The sequence below is a fragment of the Amycolatopsis sp. NPDC006125 genome, from assembly GCF_040614195.1.
GTDB classification, from domain to species: Bacteria; Actinomycetota; Actinomycetes; order Mycobacteriales; family Pseudonocardiaceae; genus Amycolatopsis_E; species Amycolatopsis_E tucumanensis.
The window spans coordinates 154,446-176,578 of sequence record NZ_JBEXTZ010000002.1 but is presented as its reverse complement, the minus strand read 5'-3'; the positions used below and the strand labels follow the sequence as shown (position 1 = coordinate 176,578).

At 69.3% G+C, this 22,133-nt stretch carries 21 protein-coding genes; 7 read left to right on the top strand and 14 right to left on the bottom strand.

Annotated features, from left to right (window positions below):
- Window positions 1–315 precede the first annotated feature (315 nt).
- The 11 genes from ABZ193_RS02180 to ABZ193_RS02130 all read right to left on the bottom strand — a co-directional run bounded on the left by ABZ193_RS02180 (window position 316) and on the right by ABZ193_RS02130 (window position 11,164).
- On the bottom strand, window positions 316–1,335 hold the full coding sequence (locus tag ABZ193_RS02180; RefSeq protein WP_354708517.1) for an NADPH:quinone reductase: 1,020 nt from the start codon (window positions 1,333–1,335) through the stop codon (window positions 316–318).
- Between the two features lie 71 nt (window positions 1,336–1,406).
- Window positions 1,407–2,306: a fumarylacetoacetate hydrolase family protein gene (locus ABZ193_RS02175; protein ID WP_354708516.1), complete on the bottom strand. Its 900-nt coding sequence runs from the start codon at window positions 2,304–2,306 to the stop codon at window positions 1,407–1,409.
- Between the two features lie 57 nt (window positions 2,307–2,363).
- Window positions 2,364–3,035, bottom strand: coding sequence for an NAD(P)H-dependent oxidoreductase (locus ABZ193_RS02170; protein ID WP_354708515.1), 672 nt, complete (start codon window positions 3,033–3,035; stop codon window positions 2,364–2,366).
- A gap of 10 nt (window positions 3,036–3,045) precedes the next feature.
- Entirely contained in the window at window positions 3,046–4,041 is a 996-nt protein-coding gene (locus ABZ193_RS02165; RefSeq protein ID WP_354708514.1) for an amidohydrolase family protein, read from the bottom strand.
- Window positions 4,038–5,669: a bifunctional 3-(3-hydroxy-phenyl)propionate/3-hydroxycinnamic acid hydroxylase gene (locus ABZ193_RS02160; RefSeq protein ID WP_354708513.1), complete on the bottom strand. Its 1,632-nt coding sequence runs from the start codon at window positions 5,667–5,669 to the stop codon at window positions 4,038–4,040. The genes ABZ193_RS02165 and ABZ193_RS02160 overlap by 4 nt, the downstream gene beginning before the upstream one ends.
- Before the next feature lie 73 nt (window positions 5,670–5,742).
- Window positions 5,743–6,930: an FAD-dependent oxidoreductase gene (locus tag ABZ193_RS02155; RefSeq protein ID WP_354708512.1), complete on the bottom strand. Its 1,188-nt coding sequence runs from the start codon at window positions 6,928–6,930 to the stop codon at window positions 5,743–5,745.
- Complete coding sequence (locus tag ABZ193_RS02150; RefSeq protein WP_354708511.1) at window positions 6,927–7,118, bottom strand: ferredoxin; 192 nt, start codon at window positions 7,116–7,118, stop codon at window positions 6,927–6,929. The genes ABZ193_RS02155 and ABZ193_RS02150 overlap by 4 nt, the downstream gene beginning before the upstream one ends.
- Before the next feature lie 10 nt (window positions 7,119–7,128).
- Complete coding sequence (locus ABZ193_RS02145; RefSeq protein WP_354708510.1) at window positions 7,129–8,322, bottom strand: cytochrome P450; 1,194 nt, start codon at window positions 8,320–8,322, stop codon at window positions 7,129–7,131.
- Window positions 8,319–9,299, bottom strand: coding sequence for an alpha/beta hydrolase (locus tag ABZ193_RS02140; RefSeq protein WP_354708509.1), 981 nt, complete (start codon window positions 9,297–9,299; stop codon window positions 8,319–8,321). Before ABZ193_RS02140 ends, ABZ193_RS02145 begins: the two co-directional genes overlap by 4 nt.
- Before the next feature lie 40 nt (window positions 9,300–9,339).
- A complete protein-coding gene (locus tag ABZ193_RS02135) occupies window positions 9,340–10,281 on the bottom strand; it encodes a VOC family protein (RefSeq protein WP_354708508.1) in 942 nt (313 codons plus the stop codon).
- Between the two features lie 25 nt (window positions 10,282–10,306).
- Complete coding sequence (locus tag ABZ193_RS02130) at window positions 10,307–11,164, bottom strand: fumarylacetoacetate hydrolase family protein (RefSeq protein ID WP_354708507.1); 858 nt, start codon at window positions 11,162–11,164, stop codon at window positions 10,307–10,309.
- Between the two features lie 153 nt (window positions 11,165–11,317).
- Here ABZ193_RS02130 and ABZ193_RS02125 point away from each other — a divergent pair, with 153 nt between their 5' ends.
- Window positions 11,318–12,007, top strand: a complete 690-nt coding sequence (locus tag ABZ193_RS02125) for a GntR family transcriptional regulator (protein WP_354708506.1) — start codon at window positions 11,318–11,320, stop codon at window positions 12,005–12,007.
- Window positions 12,008–12,203: 196 nt separating this feature from the next.
- Here ABZ193_RS02125 and ABZ193_RS02120 read toward each other — a convergent pair whose 3' ends face one another.
- Together ABZ193_RS02120 and ABZ193_RS02115 are read right to left on the bottom strand one after the other, a co-directional pair.
- Window positions 12,204–13,283 (bottom strand): hypothetical protein, encoded by a 1,080-nt coding sequence (locus tag ABZ193_RS02120; RefSeq protein WP_354708505.1) that lies wholly within the window; start codon window positions 13,281–13,283, stop codon window positions 12,204–12,206.
- Window positions 13,284–13,539: 256 nt separating this feature from the next.
- Window positions 13,540–14,088 (bottom strand): VOC family protein, encoded by a 549-nt coding sequence (locus ABZ193_RS02115; protein ID WP_354708504.1) that lies wholly within the window; start codon window positions 14,086–14,088, stop codon window positions 13,540–13,542.
- Between the two features lie 160 nt (window positions 14,089–14,248).
- On the opposite strand from ABZ193_RS02115, the gene ABZ193_RS02110 reads away from it, so the two are divergent.
- Genes ABZ193_RS02110 through ABZ193_RS02085 form a run of 6 tightly spaced genes read left to right on the top strand, consistent with a single transcriptional unit; the run spans window position 14,249 to window position 20,663 of the window.
- Entirely contained in the window at window positions 14,249–15,367 is a 1,119-nt protein-coding gene (locus ABZ193_RS02110) for a substrate-binding domain-containing protein (RefSeq protein ID WP_354708503.1), read from the top strand.
- Window positions 15,367–16,905 (top strand): sugar ABC transporter ATP-binding protein, encoded by a 1,539-nt coding sequence (locus ABZ193_RS02105; RefSeq protein ID WP_354708502.1) that lies wholly within the window; start codon window positions 15,367–15,369, stop codon window positions 16,903–16,905. The genes ABZ193_RS02110 and ABZ193_RS02105 overlap by 1 nt, the downstream gene beginning before the upstream one ends.
- Entirely contained in the window at window positions 16,902–17,876 is a 975-nt protein-coding gene (locus ABZ193_RS02100) for an ABC transporter permease (RefSeq protein WP_354708501.1), read from the top strand. The genes ABZ193_RS02105 and ABZ193_RS02100 overlap by 4 nt, the downstream gene beginning before the upstream one ends.
- Complete coding sequence (locus tag ABZ193_RS02095; protein ID WP_020415727.1) at window positions 17,873–18,874, top strand: ABC transporter permease; 1,002 nt, start codon at window positions 17,873–17,875, stop codon at window positions 18,872–18,874. The genes ABZ193_RS02100 and ABZ193_RS02095 overlap by 4 nt, the downstream gene beginning before the upstream one ends.
- Entirely contained in the window at window positions 18,874–19,770 is an 897-nt protein-coding gene (locus tag ABZ193_RS02090) for an NAD(P)-dependent oxidoreductase (protein WP_020415728.1), read from the top strand. The genes ABZ193_RS02095 and ABZ193_RS02090 overlap by 1 nt, the downstream gene beginning before the upstream one ends.
- A 32-nt stretch (window positions 19,771–19,802) precedes the next feature.
- On the top strand, window positions 19,803–20,663 hold the full coding sequence (locus ABZ193_RS02085) for an enoyl-CoA hydratase/isomerase family protein (protein ID WP_020415729.1): 861 nt from the start codon (window positions 19,803–19,805) through the stop codon (window positions 20,661–20,663).
- A gap of 56 nt (window positions 20,664–20,719) precedes the next feature.
- On the opposite strand, the gene ABZ193_RS02080 is transcribed toward ABZ193_RS02085, so the two are convergent.
- Window positions 20,720–22,129 carry an aldehyde dehydrogenase family protein gene (locus ABZ193_RS02080; RefSeq protein WP_354708500.1) on the bottom strand — a complete coding sequence of 470 codons (1,410 nt, stop codon included), beginning with the start codon at window positions 22,127–22,129 and terminating at the stop codon, window positions 20,720–20,722.
- Window positions 22,130–22,133 lie beyond the last annotated feature (4 nt).

Below are 22,133 nucleotides of genomic sequence, written 5' to 3'. Positions count from 1 at the left end.
TGGTGGCCATCGGCCGGATCCGGCGGTTCGGGATCCGCCAGCAACCGGAGCTTCGCCATCTACCGCGCCAGCCACGAGGACAACGACAATTCGATCCTGTCCAGCGGCTACCCTTCGCCACCCCACCAGAAGCACGCGACTGCGCCTGCGGGCTCTACCTCAACGACAGCACCGCATGGCCGAAACCCCCGACGAACTAACGGTCCCGACCGCTAGTTACAGCGTTTGCACGGTTCCTTGGCGTGCCGGTGCCTCGTAGCCCGAACCAGGTCACCCCCAACGCTGTATGCGCTGTGTTGGCAGGCCGGTCGAAGGTCACCGCGTGACGTCCACCAGGACCTTACCGACCGCGCCGTTCTCCACCGCTCTGTGTGCGTCGGCGGTGCCGTCCAGCGGAAAGCGGATCAGCGGCAGCCCGTGCTCCTCGCCGACCGGCAGGGCGCCGTCGCCGATCGCGGCGGTAATGTCCTCGGCGGCGGCGGTGAGCGCCTGCTGGCCGACGGTGTTCAGCACCAGGAACTGCAGGCGTGTGTTGAGCACCATGTTGTGCAGCACGTTCAGTTCGACCGGCTTGCCACCGTCGTTGGCGTAGGTCGAGATTGTGCCGCGTGTTCGCAGGACAGCCAGGTCCAGTGCGAGGTTCGCGCCGAGTGCCACCTCGGCGACGATGTCGACGCCGTCCGGGGCGATCTTGCGGATTTCGGCGGCCGGGTCGTCCTCGCGGTAGTTGATCACGTGGTGAGCGCCGGCGGCGGTGGCCAGCCGGGCCTTCTCCGGGCCGCTGATCGTGCTGATCACCGTGGCGCCGGCCCATCGGGCGAGCTGGATCACCGCGTGCCCGACCGCCCCGGCCCCGCCCGGGGCGAGCACCACCATGCCCTCGAGCGCGCCGGGCCGGAGACGGCGTGGGCCGTCCTCGGCGACGGTGAGTGCGCGGTGCGCGGTGAGCGCGGGGATGCCGAGTGCGGCGCCGAGGTCGAAGCCGGCCTCGTCGGGCAGCGGCACGGCCTGCTCGGCGGACACGACAGTGAACTCGGCCGCGGTGCCGGTGGGCCGTCCGGCGGCGGCCATGAACAGCCAGACCCGCTGACCGACGCGGCTCCGGTCGACCCCCTCTCCGACGGCGTCGATCGTGCCCGCGCCGTCGAAGTGCGGAGCAATCTCCGGGAATCCCTTTGGGCCGGCGGCGCCGGAGCGCGCGTGACAGTCGGCCGGATTGACTCCGGACACGGCGACCCGGACACGAACCTCGCCGGGACCGGGCATGGCCACATCACGGTCGACGAGCCGGAGAACGCCGGGGCCGCCGTTGTCGCGGTAGACGATCGCCTTCATTGATTCGTCCTTACTCCACTCGGTCAAGTCTGCCGAGTCGTTGATCATCACTACACCGGACCGACCATGCGCTAGGCATCAGGGCGTAACGGAACGGGCGAAGGGCCTGGGATGACGCGGGCGTCGATGGAGCCGAGCCCGTCGGCCTCGAGGTGGACATGGTCGCCAGCGTGCAACCACGGATAGGCTTCGCTCCCGTGGACACGGGAGAGTTCGAGCAAACAGCCGGTACCGACCGTTCCTGAGCCGATCAGGTCGCCGGGAACCACGCGGGTGCCGCGGGACGCGTAGGCGATCATCTGGCCGAAGCTCCAGTAGAGGGAGTTGAGCCGACCGGCGGAGCACGGACGTTCGTTGACCGATGCGGTCATCCGAGCATCGGGTGGGAGTTCGTCGGGGGTGACCATCCACGGCCCGCAGCTCGAGGCGAAGTCCTTGCCCTTGGCGGGCCCGAGGTTGAGACGCATCTCGGCGCCCTGCAGGTCGCGGGCGCTCCAGTCGCAGAACAGGATGTAGCCCGCGATGTGGTCGACCGCCTCCGCCGGGGACAGGTCGCTCCCCTCGCGCCCGATCACCGCGGCGATCTCGAGTTCGTAGTCCAGGGCCTCGCTGCCTGGCGGTATCGCGACGTCGCTGGTGGCGCCCAGTAGCGAAGCCGGGTTGGTGAAATAGAAGACAGGCTGGGAGTACCAGAGCGGATCCACGGTCAGCCCGATCGCCGCGCTTGCGGTGACCACGTGCTCCTCGAAAGCCATGAAGTCGCGGATCGCGGGTGGTCGCGGGATCGGGGGAAGCAGCGTGACGGCGTCGCGATCCGGTACCGGCCGTCCCTGGGCCGCGGCCTCGACGAGCCGGTCGTCGGCGATCAACTCGACCAACGATACGTTGCCGGGCACCGCATACAGCTGCCCGTCGTGCCACACGCCAACGCGTTCATCCCCTTCGGCGGAGCGGAACGTGCTCCAGCGCATCGGTCCTCCTACCCTTTCCTCATGTCGTCGGCAGGCGTCGGTCTGGCCGAGCCGCGCTCATGCGGTCCGCAGCTGGCGCAGGATCGGGGCGACCCTGGCGAGAGCGTCGAGCATGGCAGTCGCACCGTCTTCGATCTCGGCGTTGGGCGTGAAGCGGCGATCCCCGCTTTCCCCGTCGAGGAACGTGGCGACGAAGGGGACGGTCACGCTCTCGCCCATCGGGAACATCTTCAGGATCGAGAATGTGGGTTTGAGAGAGTGCACCGCGCGTGCGCCGCCGGCCACGCCGCCGTAGCCGACCAGGCCTGCCGGCTTGTGAGCCCATTCGTGCACCAGATAGTCGAGGGCGTTCTTGGTCGCGGCGTTGACGCCGTGGTTGTACTCGGGGACGACGAAGACGAACGCGTCGGCGCGGTCGATGGTGGCGCTCCATGTCCGAGTGTGATGGTGGACGTAGCGACGCAGCCGGGGATGGTGGGGCTCGTCGAGGAGGGGCAGGCCGACTTCGGCGAGATCGACCAGCTCCACCCTGAACGTGCCCTGCTTCTCGGCGTGCTCGCTGATCCATCGTGCCACGGCGATGCCCGCTCGTCCCGGGCGGGTGCTTCCGGCGATCACCTGCAGGAGGGGTCGGTCCGATGCCGACATGGTGGTTGCTCCGTTCATCGTCACGGGATGGCGGACCGGCGGCTGGTCGAGCCGGCCCGCCACATGTCGCCGGTGATCCACGCCGTCGTGATCATCGTGCGGCGACTCGCGGGAACAGGAGCTCGGCGTGTCCCCGCAGGACGTCGCGGTACCTGCCGGACAGGTGCTCGGTGGTGCTCAGCTGCTCCGCGAGCGGGATGAGCGCCTCCACTGGAGTGAACGTCATGTCGGAGCCGTACAGCACACGATCGCCGCCGACCCACGACAGCAGCGCGGGAAGCTGGGTGGGTAACACTGTGCCTGCGAGGTCGTAATGCAGCTTCGCGAACTCCGCGTGGACGTCGGCGCCCGCAACGTCGCTCGAAAGCAGCCGTGACACCCAAGCCACGCGCTCGGCAAGGACCGGAAGTGCGGCGCCGGCGTGCGAGACGATCCACCGGATGCGGGGGAACCGGCGGGTGCTCCCACCCAGCACCAGGTCGGTGAACGCCCTTGTCGTCTCGAACGGGAACTCCAGCATCGGGATCATCCGGCCGAACGAGACTGCCTCGTGGTTCGGCGGCGCGGTCGGGTGCACGAGGACGACGGCCGCGCGGCGGTCGAGCTCCTCCAACACGGGACGGAACATCGGATCGCCGATGTAGCGGCCCGCGTAGTTGGTCAACATGGTGATCCCGTCGGCACCAAGCTCGTCGAACGCCCGCTCGAGCTCACGCACCGAGTCCTCGACGTGCGGCAGCGGCAGCGACGCCAGGTGGCCGAACCTGTCGGGCCGGCCGCGCACGATCTCGGCGCCGGCGTCGTTCACCGACCGCGCCAGCGCCACCGTGGCCTCCCGTTCGGGCAGGAGCACCCCCGGCGAGGAGATCGACAGGATCGCAGTGGCGATGCCGAGGGTGTCCATGCCGGCGATCTGCGCGGCCGCGCTCCAGGTCGGCAGGCTCGGGATGTTGTCGGGCAGATCGCTGCCGAGCCCGGTCAGCGCCTGGCGGTACACCAGCGGCAGGAAGTGGCTGTGCACGTCGACGGCGCCCTCGGCGACGCCGAGAACGCCCCCGGCGAGGGTTGTGGCTTCACTGCTGGTCATCGAGCCTCCACACGGGTTGCAACGGGCGCGTTCTTGCCGGTCAGGAGTTGGTCGCGGAGGTCGGCGAGGAGCGCGGGCACGTCCGCGGTGGTGGGCGCGCAGCCGAACACATAGAAGTCGGGGCGGACGAGGACGGCCTCGACTCCCGTCTCACTGAGCCAGCCCGTCAGCCGGCCGTCGAGATCGGTGCACCCGTCCGGCTGGGCCGGGTCGAGGCAGAGCAGGCGGATCCCGAGCGCGTTGACGGTGCGCAGGTCGTCCTCGGCGAGATCGACGCCGTGCCGGGTGATCAGGCAGAACCCGTCGCCTACGACGGCATCGGCGAGCCCGCGCCGGCCGTCGCGGCCGACCAGCCCCTGCACGGCGAGGGATCCGGCCAACGGGTCCGAGCCCGTGCCGGCCGGTCGGCGGCGGATCCCGCCCCGCAGCCCCGGCATCGGCTCCGGTGGCGGTGTCCGGCCGGTCCGGAACGCCTCGTCGCGGTTGCGCGCGGCTGCGGGGTCGAGCGTGCAGCTGACCCGGCCCATCCGCATCGACACCTCGATGGTGCGCCGGTTCTGCTCGTACCGCTCCGCGGTCAGCGTGTCGAGCAACGCCTCGTCGCTGATCCCGCGGAGGACGAGATCGAGCTTCCAGGCGAGGTTGGCCGCATCCCGCAGACCCGAGCACAGGCCCTGCCCCATGAACGGGGGCATGACATGGGCGGCGTCGCCGATCAGCAGGGTACGGCCCACCCGCATCCGCTCGGCGAGCGAGGAGCTGAACCGGTAGACGACGTGTCGCTCCAGCACCGCGTCTGCGGGTCCAACCCAGCGCTCCAGCATGCGCCACACCACGTCGTCCGCGGCGAACTCGGCCGGGTCCTCACCGGGCAGGAGCATGAACTCCCAGCGGCGGTGGTACCGGCCAACCTGCACGGACATGTGCGGACGGCGTGGATCGCACCACTGGCAGGAGTCGCCGAGCTGGGCCCAGAGCCGCTCGGCGACATCGTGATCAGGGAAACCGACGTCGACGACGAGCCAGTGCTCGGAGAAACCCAGGTCGACCTCGCCGATGCCGGAAAGTGTCCGCAGCCGGGAATTCGCGCCGTCGGCGCCGACCACGAACCGGCCGCGCAGCTCGATGCGCTCCCCGGTGAGCTCGAGCTCACCGGCACCGGCGGGACGGGTGCGCTCGCCGATGGCCGTCACGATCCCGTCGGTCTCCGCGACCGAGACCATCTCCCAGCCGCGCAGGAGGTCCACCGACGGTGCGCGCAGTGCCCGCTCGTGCAGGGCCCGCTCGAGGGCGGGCTGGTAGAAGAGGTGGCTGAACACATAACCGCTGGCGGCGAGCATGTCGGCCTCGAGATCGAGGATCAGCTCACCGTCCGCGCCCCGCCATTCGTAGCTGCGCATCCCCACCACATCCTCGCCCAGCTCGGCGACCACACCGAGCCGGTCAAGGAGACGGCGGATTTCATGGTCGAAGTGGGCTGCCCGGGGCCGCGGGTAGAGCTCCGGCCAGCGCTCGATCACGGCCACCCGGTGACCGTCCTGCGCCAGGAGGTTGGTGAGGACCTGCCCGACCGGCCCGTAGCCGACCACTATGACGTCGTACAGGGGCGTCGCTTCGTCGAAACTCATGTGTCTCTTCCTCGCTTCTTCAGCCACAGACCAGCCCAGCCGTCCATCTCGCCGGGTGATCACCGTGCGCCACTCATGTGGTCAGGACGGCATCAACGGTGGTCATCCCAGCCCCCGGTTTGACCGCACGGGCGAGACGCTTCAGCTGGGCCGGCCGAATGCCGTAGTTCAGCGCCATGACGCAGTACGCGACACCCGAAGCCCGCCACACCAGTAACGCCGAGCGCCGGTCGAGGGACCCCGCGACGACTTCAGGTATCCCCGCCGGACCGAGGTGACCGGACATCTTCACGTCAAGGCCGAACTGCTCCGTCCAGTGATAGTTCGACGGCCTGTATGCAGGAGCCTCGCTGCCCCGCAGCAGGACGCGCGCAGCAGACCGGGCCTGTTCAACGGCGTTGCTCCAACTTGGTGTCCGCCTCGCCGGACCGCTTGTCGCGGCTACTGCAGCCACATCACCGGCCGCGACGATCTCCGGGCTGGCACGACACCACGCGTCGACGCGGACGCCTCCATCAACGGCCAACCCGCTCTCAGCGAGCCACTCGACATTGGGCACATCGCCGACCGCGGACACAACGACATCGGCTTCCAGAACCTCGCCATCCCCCGTACGGACCGCGCTCGGAGCCGACGCCGATCTCCCGACGAGCTCGACCCCCTTGGGAGCGATATGAAATCTGACTCCGGCCTCGCCGGCGGCTTGGCGAACGCACTCGCCGACCAGGGGACCAAGCAGCCGTTCGAGTGGTGGCTCTCGATCGACGACGGTGACCGCCTTGCCGAGCTCACGGCAGGTTGATGCGATCTCCATTCCGAGGAAACCGCCGCCGACCACCAGCACCGACGAAGCCGTGGCGAGGTCGGTGCGAAGCGCGGAGCAATGCTCAAGATCGCGCACGACATTCTCAGCCCGGCCCGGCGGACCGATTCGTCGAGCACGTGCTCCTGTTGCGATAACAAGACCGTCGTAGGGAACTGGACCGTCACCGGTGTAGACGAGTCGACTGCGCACGTCCAATCCTTGGGCGCGCGTGTGGAGCCTCAGATCGACTTCGCTCGACAACGGTGGCAGCATCACGTCCTCGAGTGACACATTCCCGGCGAGCGCTCCCTTCGAGAGGGGCACTCGGGTGTACGGCGGCACAGGCTCACCACTGAGCACAGTGATCGACCCGTCGAATCCCTCGACGCGCAACGTCTCGACCGCCGTCACCGCGGCGATCGACCCACCGACCACCACGATCCGATCGAGCGTCATCGGATGACCTTCAGCGCGGCTACCGGGCACGCGTGTGCGCCCGCCTCGGCCTGCCGCTCAAGCGTTGGGGGGACCTCTTCGTGCAGCACGACCACCACCGCGTCATCGTCGAGTTCAAAGACCTCAGGGGCGACCTCCTCACACAATCCGTGCCCCTCACACCTCGATGTGTCGGCGCCAATCCTCATGACCTTGCTCCTAGTCGGCTACGGCGGCGGTGTGGACACGCACGGGCAAGGACTCGTAGGCACGGGTCATGCTGTTCAGCAGGAGCTTGGGCTCGCCGACGAGTTCGAATCGCGTGACGACTTGGGCGAGCCGGGTCATCAAGCTGCTGAACTCGAGGCGAGCGAGGCCCTGCCCCGCACATCCGTGGACTCCGTGGCCCATCGCGACGTGGTCGGCGTTGTCGCGCGAGATGTCGAACTCGTCGGCGTTGTCCCACTTTCGCTCGTCCCGGTTCGCCGAGCCGAACAGCACGAACACGCGCGCACCAGCAGGGACGCGTACTCCTCCAACGTCGGTGTCCCGGACGGCGACTCGGGTGAATCCGCGGATCGGGGACTCGAGCCGCACCACCTCGTTGAACGCGCCGCCCATCAGATCGGGCCGGTCCCTCAGCAGTTCCCACTGGTCCGGGTGCCGGGCGAACAGCGCGATGGCTGAGCCGATCGCGCTCACCGTCGTCTCCAACGACGGCCCGAAGTAGTCGAGCAAGAGCGCTGGGCACTGCTGCCACTCGACCTCACCGCGGTCGGCAGCCTGGAGCAGGTCGTCACCCAAGGAATCCTTGAGCAGGCCGCGGTTCTCGACGAGCTTGCGGACGTACTGCACCAGCTCCATGGCGTGCTCTGCAGCGGCGGGTGTCCGCTCGCTGATCGGCCCGCCCAGGTCGGCACCGGACTTGGCCCAGCCGAGAAGGTGGGGACGGCATTCGTCCGGGAAGCCGAGGAAGTCCGGGACGACCGCTAGAGGCATGGCTTCGGCGATGACCGGGACCGCATCGACCACGTCGTCGGCTTGCGCGAGCACAGCCGCCACCACCGTCGCGGCGCGCGAATCGATGTCGTCCCGCTGGTCCCGGAGCGCCCTGGGCGTCAACCGATGTGCGACGACCTGGCGCAGGTGTTCATGCAGCGGTGGGTCGCTGGCGAGTGTGGTTCCCCGACTCAGCTCGTTCGATTGATCGTTGAGCATCACACCATGACTCGAGACGAACGTCTCGTGGTCACCCAGGACAGCCCGTACATCGTCGTAGCGCGCGATCGCGAAGACGTCCAGCCCGGGCAGCCACACAGCGGGCCCTAGGTCACGGATCTCGCGATAGCGCTCATACGGCTCCAGGATCCCCTGCTCACTGAACAGGTCGCCGTCGTACTGCGGGGCGTTCATGCGTCCACGCTCCGGGCGACGGACGACGAGATGTCGTCAACCGGCGGTAGCTTCGCGGCCCATGCTGTCAAGACCTCGGCATAACGGGCCGGGTCGAAGGTGTGCATCATGTGTGCAGCATCGGGGAACGATTCGTAGGTGACCTGGGCGCCTGCGGCGTGGATGATCGCCATTGCCCGCTCGGCCTGCACGTCCGACAACGCGCCGATCAGCTCGTCCGTCTCCGGGTCGATCTCGTGCGCGTGATGAGTGATCAGCACGGGCGTCTTCACCTGCGACAGCATCCGGTCGTGCGGACAGTGAAGCGCGACAGTTCCTTCGAAGAACACGCGGCCCCACTCCGGGTCGTACTCCTTGAGGTTCTGCGGCGGCTCCTCGGACATCGGGAACAAGCTCAGGATCTTGGACGGCGACGCCTTGGCGGCTGCGACGAATCCGGCCCAGTCGCCCACTGACCACTGGTCGCCGAGGTAGTTGCGGTACAGCTCGAACGCCGGTCCTGCGCCCTGGCGGATCGTGTGCCCATAGGCCGGGACGAGTTCGGAGGCGAAGAAGGGCGTGTCCTCGCAGAGCGCGCCACGGATCTGGCCGGGCATCGCGTAAGCGGACAGCCAGGCAGCGAGCAGTCCGCCCGAGGAGCAGCCCGCCACGATGACCGGCCGCTGGACGACGAGCGCGATGAAGCGCACCAGATCGTTGCCGAAGTTGTCGAGGCTGTACCGCTTGGGCGTCCAAGTGCTTCGCCCTTGGCCCCGAAGGTCGACCGCAAACACGTGGAATTTCTCTGCGAGCATGCCCATGACGGGCTCGTAGCTCCACCACGACCCTGTCTGCTCCGGGATCAGGAGCAGCGCGGGCTTGTCGGGCCCGCCGGCCTCGGCATAGTTGAGAACAACCTCGCCGAGGTCGACCTGCTTCTCGGGGAACGCGTGCGGGACGAAGACGTTTCGCGCCGATGGCGTAACCTGCTCGGTCATCGGGTTCTCCTTACTGGTTGCGAGGACGACGCTCCGGCAGTCATGCTGAATGCGATCCGGTCATGAGCCCGGCCAGGTCCTCGGGTGCGAGGAACGACGGCGGCGGCGGAGGCCCCCAGTCGTAGAGCGATCGCGCCCCCTCCCATACGCGCGCTTCCCACAGGGCGTCATCGACAATGCAGTCGATGTCGGAGTAGTACTCGGCGAAGTTGCCGGCCGGGTCCTTGAGGTACCAGAAGAAGTTGGATCCGATCGTGTGCCGGCCGAGTCCCCAGACGTGCCGCTCCGGATCCTGCTCGAGCATCGCCGTAGCACCGCGCCCAACCTCATCGACATCGTCGACCTGCCACGACGTGTGGTGCAGCAGGTTGATCGGCGCGCTCTGCACAAGAACGTTGTGGTGGTCGGTTGAGCACCGCATGAACGCGGCGAGGCCCTTGACCGTGTCACTCACTTTGAAGCCGACCCCCTCGGTGAAGAACCGTTGCGACGCCTCCTGGTCAGTGGAGCCCAGGACGACGTGGCCGAGCTTGCGCGGCCGGACTCGGCCTTCGCGCAGGACGGCGTCGGCTCGCGCGTTCTCGCGGGCTGTCACGCCCGGTGTGTTGTAGGCAGGAGCGGGGGTGGGCTCGGATTCCACGTGCGGGGCGATCTCCACTCGCACCCGGACCTGGGTGCCGGAATCGATGGCTTCCACCGACGTCGAAGAGCGCACGATCTCGATCCCCAGCCGCTCCATCGCTCGCGCCACACGGTCGAGGTCGTCCGGATCGTCCACTCCGACACCGAGGTCGAGCAGTCTGCGACGCGGCGCGTAGGCGATCGCCAGCTGCTCGCCGCCGTCGACGGTGCTGAACCGCGCGACGTTCGGCGCACCAAGGGGCGGGGCGACGGGCGTCAGGCCGAAGTCCGCGTAGTAGGCAGCGGTGCTCCGGACGTCCGGCACGCCCAGTGTGATGCTGGTCAGTCTGTGCAGCGGCATGACAGGTTCTTTCGCAATCGGGTTTTCAGTGGGCGGTGACGCAGACCTGGCGCAAGGCACCGATGCCTTCGATGGTCGTCTCGACCACGTCGCCGGCCTTGAGGAACCGAGCGGGCTTGCGGGCACCGCCGACACCGGCGGGCGTGCCGGTGAAGATGACATCGCCCGGAGTTAGCGGCACGACCGACGACAGCCGCTCCACCAGGCTCGGGACCGAGAAGATCAGCCGATTGGTCGCGCTCTTCTGCATGGTCTCCCCGTTGATCCGGCACTCGATCGCGAGATTGTCGGGGTCGCCGACCTCGTCCGGGGTGACCAGCCACGGACCCTGTGGCGCGAACCCCGGGAACGACTTGCCGAGCGAGAACTGCGGAGCCGGACCAGAAAGCTGTAGGGCGCGTTCGGAATAGTCCTGGCCGACGGTCAGTCCGGCGACGTATGACCATGCGTCGGCCGCGGCGACACACGCGGCGCGACGCCCGATGATGACGACGAGCTCGGCCTCCCAGTCGACGGTTGTCGCGGGAAGCGCGAGGTCGCCCACCGGACCGGCGAAGCTCCCGACCCACTTGGTGAAGGTCGGAGGCACGTCCGGGTATTCCAGACCCGCCTCGTCGGCATGGTCGCGGTAGTTGAGACCAATCGCGAAGATCTGCCGCGGCTCGGGCGACGGCGGGCCGAGCTCCTCGAGCAATACCGGCACGCCGTCTGCGGTGAAGTCGATCGAGGCACCCCCGGCCCAGTCGAGGAACTCCTCCCACGCGTCGTACACCCCGCGCGGGTCGGGCCCGAACCGCCCTCGCGACGCTTCGGCGACGTCGACCAGGGACGTGGTGTCGGGAGAGATGATGACCGTCCGACCGGACCGTGTTGCGATGCGCACGCGCTCGCCTTCCTGTGACGAGGTCGTCAGTACGACCCGAGACTGTGGCACCACTCACACAAGCAGGTCGTATTCGAGATGTCAAGAATATTGCGAAATTTGGCCCTCGCGCGCGGTCCGGCGCAACTTTCGGAACTTTGCTAGCATGTCGACATGGCACGCGCCCGATCCTCGAGCCCCACCCGCGCAGACGTGGTCCTCGCCCAGATCCGAGCCGACATCCTCAACGGCCGGCTGACCCCGGGCTCCCGGCTCGGGTTCAACGGTCTCGGCGAGCGCTACGCGGTAAGTACCGGCGTGCTGCGCGAGGTGCTGCCCCGACTCGTCGAGCAGGGACTGGCCACGTCCGAGGCGCAGCTCGGGTTCCGGGTCATCGACGTCTCGGTCGAGCGCCTGTCCCAACTCACCGAGGCACGCGTCGCCATCGACACGCTGGTCACGCGGCAGGCGGTCACCCATGGCGACATTGCGTGGGAGGCCAACGTCGTCGCCAAGCACCATGCCCTGGCCCGCATCAGCGCCGAAGCCTCGGCCGCGGACATCTCCGAAGACTGGCTAGCCGCGCACGAAGCGTTCCACGTCGCCATCCTCGAGGGCTGCGAGAATGCATACCTCGTCGACACCGCGGCTCGACTTCGCTCGATTTCCGAGGTGTACCGCTGCTGGTCGTGGCCCGAGCAAAACCGCACTCACCGCGACATCGCCCGTGAGCACCGCGAGATCATGGAGGCGGCCATCGCCCGCGACGCCGACCTGGCCGCGCAGCTCACCGAGGCCCATATCCGCCGCACCACCGAGCTGCTGCTCTCAGGCCGCGCCGCCGCTGACCGGTCCGCTCCGTAGTCAATGACTCAGGCCTGGCGCCGCTCGCCGCAGACGACCCCCACGATCGCGCGTCATCCACGAGTACTCGTATCCCGGATCACCCGCGCTACAACATTGCTTCCCCCTCCGCAAAGAGTGGCTCGAACGGCACGGAGACCTGATTCCGGTGGCCCTGATTCAAAGCGGGGGCTCGCGCAGCCAGCCCCCGCGAGTCCTAGGCGGCGAGCGCGGCGGCCCAGACACCGACCATGACGAGGAGCGGGACGAGAGCCATGACCGGGAACGGGCGGCGCAGCCGCGCGTACGGCGGCGCGAAACCGATCGGCCTCTCGGCTGCCTCGCTGTCGGCGCCCGCGGGATCGGGGGCGGCCATGGCCGCGTCGTCGTTCAGATCTTCGAGCCGCGCGTAGAGCACGTCCGCGGTCTCGCTCATCCACCGCCACGTCTGCGGGTCGCAGCAGGACAGCGACCGCAGGTGGGAGTAGACGAACAGGCGGTCCTCGACGACCTCCACGTCGAAAGCGGTCTTGCCGGGGCCGACGAAGCGGGCGACGATGTCCGGCGTGAACAGTGAACGGGCCCAGCCCTCCGCCTCGGGCGGGCAGAACAGCCGGAACGCTTCCTCGAACGGGCCGCCCAGCGTTCGCCTGTCCTGAGCGGGCTGGACGGGCAGGGTTGATCCGAGCAGCCGTCCTTCGTCGGTGCGGGCGTCGAGCACGATCTGCGGCATCCGCTGACCGAGCGTGAGGGCGAAGTACGACCAGTGCAGCGACTCGCCCGCGCGCCCCTTCGCGATCCAGGCGGTGTAGTCGGCGACCTCCAGCGGGCGAGGGCCGAAGCGGCGCAGACGTGCGGAGCAGCGGCGCAGGGTGCCGCGCTGGAAGATGAGTCCCGGCAGGTCGGGTTCCTTGACCTCGGGGGTGAAGTCGAACCCGTTGGCGGTCGCGAACCGGTGCAGCCGAAAGAGCTCCTCTTGCTTGCCCTTCATCCTGTGGGCGACCCAGATGAACACGGAGGCGACCAGGCAGGCCGCCGTACCGGCCGACAGGAGCAGGGCGTGATCACGCAACCGCTCGGCCAGCGTCTCCGTCCCCAGCGCGCCGAGGATCAAGGCGACGAGGACGAGGGCCGCGACGGCGGCTGTCGCGACCAGGTAGAGAACGAGCAGGCCGACCCAGACGTTCCACCGCGTGCGGCGCCCGAGCACGCGAGTGGTGAACTCCCGCATCTCGGCGCGGGTGGAGGCAACGGTGAGGGGCGACGTGTCGAGCCCCGCGTCAGCTGCCGCCTTCACCGGCCGATTCCTCCCGGAAGGACATTGACTCACTCCCCATGACCACGACGCCACCATACGCGAGCACACACGCCGCGGCCGTCAACCAGTCCCGCGCCGTCATGAGCAGAGCCGGTACCAGTCCCGCGCAGCTGCGCGCGTGACCGTCACCACGTTGTCGCAGACGCCGCACGCGTGAATTGTCCAACTGCGACCGTCTGGACGACCGAGGCCGAATCACGTCGCGCGGAACTTCGCCTGCGCTGGTAGCCGGCCCTCAACCGGCGGCGTCCGGGCGCGGCACGAGTGTCGGCGGGGTGAGCTGGCCGGGCTGCGGCCAGTTGGCGAACGCCTCGGCGTAGCTGTGGCTCATGATCTCCAGGACAGTGCCCCACGGGTCGGTCGCATAGGACAAGACCCACGGCCTGCCCGGAACGAACTCGTACGGCGGCGCGACCAGCGTGCCGCCGGCGTCGACGATCCGGTCGATCACGCCCGGCACGTCCGGATGGGTGAGGCAGAGGTGCCACGGGCCGCGGTCCAGATAAGGCACCCGTTCGTCCTCCGCGCGCTCGCCGCGGGTGGGCGGGTCGATGAACTGGAAGAGTTCCAGGCCCACGGAGTTCCCGGCCAGCAGATGGGCCTGCCAGGCGCGGCGGAACCGCGGGCCGAGCACCGTCGCGGCCTCCCCGTGACCGGTCGCTTCGAGGACGCGCGGGCCCATGATGCAGTGGAAACCGAACACCTGCCCGTACCAGTCGATCGCGCCGAAGACATCCGGCACGGTCAGGCCGACGTGGTTGACCGCGAGTGCTGGTGCCGACACGGGACGCCTCCCTCTTCACCGACTCAAGACCACCCAAATGTATCCGATTAACGGATCGCACGCCAGGCGAGCTTGAAGTTTGCCGCGTATTGCCGCGCGAATGTATCCAATGCTAGCCTCGCCTCCTCGCTTGGCTGCACTGGTGCAGAAAGGATCGACGATGACCCGCTGGTACCGAGCCGTGCTCCTCGCGGCGGTCACTGCGACCGCCTTCCTCCTGTCGGGCTGCGGTGACGCGGCCGTCGTGCCCGCGAAGGTCACCGGCACCGGAACCGTGGAAGGGAGGGGCGCGACGATCGTGGCCTTCGTCGTCTCGACGGCCAACAGCTACATCAGCACCGAGATCAAGGCGATGCGGGCGGAAGCCGGCCGGCTGGGCTACCGGCTCGACGTGATCGACAACAACTTCGACCAGACCCAGCAGAACCAGCAGGTGCGGCAGTTCCTCGCGTCCGGCAAACCCGCCGCGGCGTTCGTGTACTGGCCCGCCAACAACGACACGGGGGTGAACTCCGCGCGCCTGCTGGCGGCCCGCGCGCCGGTCATCCAGCTCAACGGCCGGGTGCTGCCACAGGCCGGCCCCTACATCACGGCCCGGCCCGGGCAGGACAACGAGGCGATCGGCGCCGAGATGGGCAACATGGCGTTGCAGGCCGTGGCCGAGGCGCGCAGCCGCGGTGTCACGTTCCACGGCCCCGGCGGGAAACCGAATCTGCTGGAGATCACGTATCCGACCGGGTACGAGACCGGCATCGTGCGGCACCAGGCGTTCTTCGACCGCGTCGGCGACACCTTCAACGTGCTGGCCACCGAAAACGTCAAGAGCCCCGACGCGCAAGGCGGGTTCACCGCGACCAGCCAGATCCTGTCGAAGTACAAGGCCGCCGGCATCGACTTCGTCGTGGCGGGGTCGAACAACATCGGCACCGGGGCCGTCAAGGCGCTGCAACAGGGCGGCCTGCGACCAGGTGAGGACGTGACGGTCGTGGTGGGTGACTTCTCGGGCGACCAGCAGCCGCTGAAGCAGGGGCTGATCTATTCCGCGGTGCTGCAGTCACCCGTCATCGAGGGCATCCTCGCCATCCAGACCGCGGCGCGGTACCTCGCCACCGGCCGGGTCGTCGACGGCGTCGACCGCCTGCCTGCCTCGGCCGACCAGCCACCCGTGACCGCCGCCGCACCGTCCCGTTTCACCTACATGCCCAACCCGGCCATCACCCCGCACAACGTCAACACCCTGCGGGTGTGGGGCCGCACCGTCCAGGAGTTGCAGTTCTGATGGCGGCGAACGTGATCCCGCGCCTGGAAGTCGATGGCGTGTCGAAGAGGTACGGCGCCGTGCAGGCGCTCGACGAGGTCCGCCTCGAAGTGCGCCCGGGTGAGGTCATGGCTCTGCTGGGCGAGAACGGCGCGGGCAAGAGCACCATCGTGAAAGTCCTTTCCGGACTGGTGCGGCCCGACTCCGGCACCGTCCGGATGGACGGGCGAGCCGTCGAGCTGTCGTCGTCGGGGGCGTCGCAGGCGGCCGGTATCGCCGTCGTGCAACAGGAATACAGCACTGTCGGCGCCCTCAGCGTCGCCGAGAACCTGCTGCTCGGCCGGCGCGGCGTGCGGTTGTGGTGGAGCAGCGGTTTCCTGCGCCGCCGCGCGGAGGATCTGCTGGCCAGGGTCGGGCTCGGCTACCTGGACCCGCGCACGCCCGCCGAGGAACTCTCGGTCGCGGAGCTGCAGCTGCTCGAGATCGCCCGGGTCCTCGCGCGGTCGGCCACCGTGCTCATCCTCGACGAGCCGACGGCGGCGCTGTCGCAGGCCGAAGCGGCGCGAGTGCTGAAGATCGTCCGGTCCATCGCCGACGAAGGCGCCGGCATCCTCTACATCACCCACCGGCTCGACGAGGTCTTCGCGATCAGCGACCGCGTCACGATCTTCCGCAACGGCGCCAGTTTCGACCCGGCGGTGACCGCGGAGCTGACGCCGGAGGACGTCGTGCGGCGCATGCTGGGCCGCGATCTCGGGGACATGTTCCCCGACCGCGGGGACACCGAGGACGCCCCGGTCCGGCTGAAGATCACCGGGCTCACCACGCCCGGGCTGGCGGCGCCGGTCGACCTGGCCGTCCGGCGGGGCCAGATCGTGGGCCTCACCGGGCAGCTCGGTGCCGGTGGTTCCGCGTTGCTCCGGGCGCTGGCCGGTTTCGCGCCGTCGCTGACCGGCACCGTCGAGCTCGACGGCAAGCGCGTCGATCTCAGCCATCGCCGGGCGGGTATCGCCAGCGGCATCGCCTACTGCTCGCCGGATCGCAAGCGCGACGGCATCTTCGCCGGGCTGTCGATCCAGCGGAACCTGTCCTCGGCGTGGCTCGGGCGGGTGTCCCGGCTCGGGGTGGTGTTCCCGCGCCGGGAACGCGACATCGCGACACGGACGGCAGAGCACTTCGCGATCGACACCGCGCGGCTGCCCGTGCAGGTCGGCACCCTGTCCGGCGGCAACCAGCAAAAGGTCGCCGTCGGCAAGTGGCTGGGCCGCGATCCCCAGGTCCTGCTCGTCGACGAACCGACGCGAGGCGTGGACGTCGGCGCCCGCGCCGAGATCTACCGGCGGCTGCGCGCGCTGGCCGACGAGGGGATGGCCGTCGTCGTCAGCTCCTCGGACACCGGCGAGGTCTTCGGGCTGTGTGACGCCATCGGCACTTTCCACCGGGGCGTCCTGTCCTCGGTGCGGCCCAGTTCGGAATGGACGGAGGAGGCGCTCGTGCGCGAGGTCATGCACGATGGGAACACGCGGCCGGTGCCGGCGGGTGAAGAGGTGACGTCATGACCGAGGTCTCCGTACCGGTCCCGGTCGCCAGGCGCGCCGGCACCGCACGGCAGTTGAGCCGGTGGGCCATGCCCGTCGTGTTCGTGGTCCTGGTCGCGGTCGCGACGGCCACCACACCGGATTTCCTCACCTTCGACAACCTGCGCGGAGTACTGATCAACACGTCGGTGACCGGGATCGCCGCGGTCGGGATGACGGCGATCACCCTCTCCGGCAACCTCTTCTCCCTGGGCACCGGGCAGTCCGCGATGCTCGCGTCGATCCTGTTCATGTCCGTCGCCGCGCACGGCGGCTCCCTCGTGGCAGGCGCCCTGCTCGCGCTCGTCACGCTCGTCGTGATCGGCCTGGTGCAGAGTCTTGCCGTGGCGGCGGGACTGAACCCGGTGGTCACCACACTCGCCGCCGGAGCCCTGATCTACGGCGTGGTGGCGGCGGTGACCGGCGGAGCCGTGATCTCGGCGCCGGCCTCGGGTGTGGGCGCGCTGGCGGCCACGACGCTGCTGGCGATCCCGCTGCCGGTCTGGGTGTTCGTGGCGTTCACCGGACTCGTCTGGCTGTTCGTCGAGAGGACGGTTCCCGGCCGCCGTCTGGTACTGGTCGGCGCGAACCGGGAGGCCGCGGTGACCAGCGGCATCTCGGTGCGGTCCGCCACCGCGTGGGCGTTCGTGATCATGTCGGTCGGGTTCACCGTCGCGGGTGTGTTCTCGGCGAGCCAGCTCGGGCAGGTCACGGTGAACAACCTGTCCGAGCTGACCGTCGACGCCGTCGCGGCGGTGCTGGTGGGCGGCACGGCGGTCAGCGGTGGCGACGGTTCGCCGGTCCGTTCGGCGGCCGGTGCGCTCGTGATCGTCGTGCTGCAGAACGTGCTGCTCCTGCACGGTCTGACCACCGGGGTCCGGGTGCTCGGCGAGGGCATCCTGATCATCGTGGTGGTGGCCGTCCTGCACCTGGCCAGGAGGTGGGCGTCATGACTTCCCGGACCGTCGGCAGAGCCGGCCGGGCCTACGGGGTCCAGGCGGGGGTGCTGGTCGCACTCGTGGTGTTCCTGGCGGTGACCGTGCCTGATTTCACCGCCTCGTCGGCGGTGTTCGGCACCTTGGACGGCGTTGCCCTCGTCGGCATCGCCGCCGCGGGAGTCGCGGTCACGATGATCGCGGGCGAGCTCGACCTCTCGATCGGCTCGATGGCGGCGCTGGCCGGTGTCGTCGCGATCCGCGCCGGGGAGCTCGGGCTGGTCCCCGCGATCGCGCTCGGCACCGCGACCGGGCTCGTCTTCGGGGTCAGTCAGGGGCTGCTCATCGCGTGGCTGCGGATCAGTTCGCTGGTCGTCACCGTCGGGTCCCTGATCGGGCTGAGCGGGATCGCGCTGGTGCTGTCCCGCGAGCGGCCGATCGGCCTGGCGGAGCTCACCACGACCGATCCGCTGCTGCGGCAGTGGTGGCTGCTCACGCCCGCGACGCTCACCGGCATCGCCGTGCTCGTCCTGCTCGGTGTCTTCCTCGCGTACACCCGGTGGGGCAGGGAGATCTACGCGGTCGGTGGAGCCCGCCAGGAAGCACGCGCGGCCGGTGTCCCCGTGACCGGCTCGCTCACGCTGGCGTTCGGGCTCTCCGGCGCCTGTGCCGGGCTCGCCGGATCGCTCGCCTGCCTGCAGGGCGGCTCGGCGGATCCGCGGGGTTTCTCCACCCTGCTGCTGGCCGCGGTGTCCGCCTGCCTCATCGGCGGAATCAGCCTGTACGGCGGTCGCGGCAACGCGGTCAACGTCGTGCTGGGCGTGCTGATCCTCGGCGTGGTCGGCGCGGGGGCGACGGCAGCCGGCGCCCCGACCTACGTCACGGGCCTGGCGACCGGGGCGTTGCTGCTCCTGGTCGTCGGGATGCAGTTCGTCATGGACCGTACGGTCGCGGTGCGGCGCCTGCACGCCGCGCGAGCCCGCAACGCGGCCGCTTTTCTGGGAGGAGATGGGTGATGTCCACAGCGGATCGGCGTGTCGGTTTCATCGGGCTCGGCCACATGGGCTCCGCGATGGCGGCACGCCTGCTCGAGGCCGGTTACGACGTCACGGTCTGGAGCCGGACGCCGAGCAAGGCCGACGAGCTCTGCGCACGGGGTGCGACCCGGGGCGAGGGCCCCGAGGACGCGATCGCCACCGGCCTGGTCTTTTCGATGCTGAGCAACGAGGACGCGATGCGCGCGGTGTTCACGGGCGAACGGCTGCGAGCCGCGCCGGACGGTTTCGTCCACGTCGGTCACGCGACCGTCAGCCCGGGTGCGGCGGCCGGGTTCGACCGGCTCGCCCGCGAGCACGGCTGTCACTACCTCAGCGCCCCCGTGCTGGGGCGGCCGGACGCGGTCGCGGCGGGGCGGATGACCGTGCTCGCCTCCGGCGACCCGGGGACCCTGGCCGCGGTGACGCCCGTGCTCGAGGCGATGGGCAAGCGGGTGTGGGACTTCGGGCCCGCCGTGGACGCCGCGCCCACCGTCAAGATCGCGGCCAACTACCTGATCGTGCACGCCCTGCAGGCGCTCGCCGAATCGGTGACCCTGCTCGAGGGATCCGGCATCGACACCGGGAAGTTCGTCGAGGTGATCAACGACTCGATCTTCCCCGGACCGGTCTACGGCGGCTACGGGCGCGCGATCGCGACGAGCACGTACACCCCGCCGGGCTTCACCACCACGCTGGGGCACAAGGACCTCATGCTCGCGATCCGCGCCGCCGAGACTCTCGGCGTGGAGCTGCCGACCGGAGCAGTGCTGCGCGAGGTCTTCGAATCGGCCATCGAGCACGTCGGCGAGGACCTGGACTGGGCGTGCGTCGCCGAGATCACCAGGCGACGCGCCACCGAACCGCTCACGAACTGAACCGCTTTCCGACCACAGGGAGCTACCCGCACATGTCACTTCAGGAATTCCTGCCCACGCCGAAGTTCGCCGAGTACAAGGAGCACTTCAAGGACTTCTTCCTGCTCGATCGCCGGGACGACGGCGTGCTGTTCGCCCAGGCCCACACCCGGGGTGACTCGGTCAAGCTGAGCGTGGAGAACCACCGTGCGCTCGGTCAGTTCCTCAAGACCGTCGGCGCGGACCCGGAGAACGAGGTGCTGATCCTTACCGGCACGGGGCGGGACTGGATGATGGGCTCGGACCCCAAGGGGTTCGAGATCGAGGAGCGCGACCTCGAGTACTGGGCCTACGAGTACGCCTACAAGGACGGCCGGATCAACGTCAGCAGCCTGGTCAACGACCTGGAGATCCCCACGATCGGCCTGATCAACGGGGACGGGTACCACTCCGAGGTGCTGCTCATGTGCGACCTGACGCTGATGGCCGAGGACGCGCGCATCTACGACCTGCACTACGGGATCAGCTCGGTGCCGGGCGACGGAATCCACAGCTGCTTCCAGGAACTGCTGGGCGTCAAGCGTGCCGCCTACGCGCTGCTGACCGGTGAGGCGATCGACGCGGCCACCGCGCTGGAGTACGGCATGGTCAACGAGGTCCTGCCGCGTGACGAGCTGGTCACGCGCGCGCACGTCATCGCCGACCACATCATGCGGCAGCCGCGGACCGTCCGCCGCCTGACCACGCAGATCATCCGGCGCCCGTGGAAGAAGCGGATCGTCGACGACCTCGACGGCGGGTTCGGCATCCAGATGTTCGGTCACCTCGCCAAGGGCAAGGCCGTGCACAGCGACGACCAGATCTCCGGCAGCGGGGACTACGTGCGGGAGGGCCGCCGGACCCCGTTCGACTGAGCGCGAGCACGAAGAAGCCGCCGGCCCGGAAAGGCCGGCGGCTTTTTCCTGTGGTGTCACCCGATCCAGACGGTCTTGAGGTTGCAGAACTCGCGGATGCCCGCCGCCCCCAGCTCGCGCCCGTAGCCGGAGTCGCGGACCCCGCCGAACGGCAGTTCCGGGTGCGACACGGACATGCCGTTGACGAACACGGCGCCGGCTTCGAGCGCGTCGGCGATGCGCCGGGCCTGTTCCTCGTCGCCCGTCCACACCGCGGAGCTGAGCCCGAACGACGTGCCGTTGGCCAGCTCGACCGCCTCCTGTTCGTCGGCCGCCCGGTACAGCACGGCGACGGGGCCGAACGCCTCCTCCTGGAAGAGCCGGCACTCCGGGCCGACGTTCTCGAGCAGGGTCGGCGGGTAATACCAGCCGGGGCTGTCCGCGGGGACGGCCGCCGTGGCGAGGACCCGCGCGCCGTGGGCGAGGGCGTCCTCGACCTGGGCGGCGAGCTCGTCCCGGCCGCTCAGCGTCGCGAGCGGACCGATGTCGGTGGTTTCCCCCAGCGGGTCGCCGACCGACAGCGCGGCGATCTTCCCGGCGAACAGCGCCGCGAACTCCGCGTAGACGTCGGTGTGCACGATGAAGCGTTTTCCGGCGATGCAGGACTGGCCGTTGTTGTTCATCCTCGCCGCCACGGCCGTGGTCGCGGCCCGCTCGACGTCGGCGCTGGGAAACACGAGAAACGGGTCCGAGCCGCCGAGTTCGAGCACGGTTTTCTTGATGGCGCGGCCGGCTGCGGCACCGACGCTGCGCCCGGCGCCTTCGGAGCCGGTCAGGGTGACCGCCGCGATCCGGGGATCGGCGATGATGCTCGGGATCGCCTCCGAGCCGATCAGCAGCGAGCCGAACGCGCCGGGCGGAAAGCCGGCCCTGGTGAACAGCGAGTCCAGGTACAGCGCGGACCGCGGCACGTTCGAGGCGTGCTTGAGCAGGCCGGCGTTGCCTGCCATGAGCGCGGGGGCGGCGAACCGCATCGCCTGCCAGATCGGGTAGTTCCAGGGCATGATCGCCAGCACGGCGCCGAGTGGCTGGTACTTCGTGAGGGCCCGGCGGGCGCCGACCCGCTCGGGTGCGCGCAACGGCTCGTCGGCGAGGAACTCCTCGGCGTGCTCGGCGTAGAAACGCATGGTCCGCGTGCTCTTGGCGATCTCGGCGCGGGCCTGGCCGATCGTCTTGCCCATCTCGATGACGATGCCGCGAGCGACCTCTTCGCCGTCGGCGTCCAGGATGTCCGCCGCCCGCCGCATCCAGGACGCCCGGGTGGCGTAGCCGGTGACGCGGAGCCGCCGGGCGGCCTCGTGGGCGGCCCGCACCCGCGATTCCACCTCGGCGGGATCGTGCGCGGCGAACCGGTCGGCCACCTCGCCGGTGGCCGGGTTCGTCACGGCGATGGGGCGGGTGACCGGGGGGCCGGCGGTTGTCGTCATCTCG

Coding starts and splice junctions, on each gene's coding strand:
- ABZ193_RS02180 (WP_354708517.1), bottom strand. CDS start 1,335: ATGAAGGCGATCGTCTACCGCGACAACGGCGGCCCCGGCGTTCTCCGG.
- ABZ193_RS02175 (WP_354708516.1), bottom strand. CDS start 2,306: ATGCGCTGGAGCACGTTCCGCTCCGCCGAAGGGGATGAACGCGTTGGC.
- ABZ193_RS02165 (WP_354708514.1), bottom strand. CDS start 4,041: ATGACCAGCAGTGAAGCCACAACCCTCGCCGGGGGCGTTCTCGGCGTC.
- ABZ193_RS02160 (WP_354708513.1), bottom strand. CDS start 5,669: ATGAGTTTCGACGAAGCGACGCCCCTGTACGACGTCATAGTGGTCGGC.
- ABZ193_RS02155 (WP_354708512.1), bottom strand. CDS start 6,930: ATGACGCTCGATCGGATCGTGGTGGTCGGTGGGTCGATCGCCGCGGTG.
- ABZ193_RS02150 (WP_354708511.1), bottom strand. CDS start 7,118: ATGAGGATTGGCGCCGACACATCGAGGTGTGAGGGGCACGGATTGTGT.
- ABZ193_RS02145 (WP_354708510.1), bottom strand. CDS start 8,322: ATGAACGCCCCGCAGTACGACGGCGACCTGTTCAGTGAGCAGGGGATC.
- ABZ193_RS02140 (WP_354708509.1), bottom strand. CDS start 9,299: ATGACCGAGCAGGTTACGCCATCGGCGCGAAACGTCTTCGTCCCGCAC.
- ABZ193_RS02135 (WP_354708508.1), bottom strand. CDS start 10,281: ATGCCGCTGCACAGACTGACCAGCATCACACTGGGCGTGCCGGACGTC.
- ABZ193_RS02125 (WP_354708506.1), top strand. CDS start 11,318: ATGGCACGCGCCCGATCCTCGAGCCCCACCCGCGCAGACGTGGTCCTC.
- ABZ193_RS02110 (WP_354708503.1), top strand. CDS start 14,249: ATGACCCGCTGGTACCGAGCCGTGCTCCTCGCGGCGGTCACTGCGACC.
- ABZ193_RS02105 (WP_354708502.1), top strand. CDS start 15,367: ATGGCGGCGAACGTGATCCCGCGCCTGGAAGTCGATGGCGTGTCGAAG.
- ABZ193_RS02100 (WP_354708501.1), top strand. CDS start 16,902: ATGACCGAGGTCTCCGTACCGGTCCCGGTCGCCAGGCGCGCCGGCACC.
- ABZ193_RS02095 (WP_020415727.1), top strand. CDS start 17,873: ATGACTTCCCGGACCGTCGGCAGAGCCGGCCGGGCCTACGGGGTCCAG.
- ABZ193_RS02090 (WP_020415728.1), top strand. CDS start 18,874: ATGTCCACAGCGGATCGGCGTGTCGGTTTCATCGGGCTCGGCCACATG.
- ABZ193_RS02085 (WP_020415729.1), top strand. CDS start 19,803: ATGTCACTTCAGGAATTCCTGCCCACGCCGAAGTTCGCCGAGTACAAG.
- ABZ193_RS02080 (WP_354708500.1), bottom strand. CDS start 22,129: ATGACGACAACCGCCGGCCCCCCGGTCACCCGCCCCATCGCCGTGACG.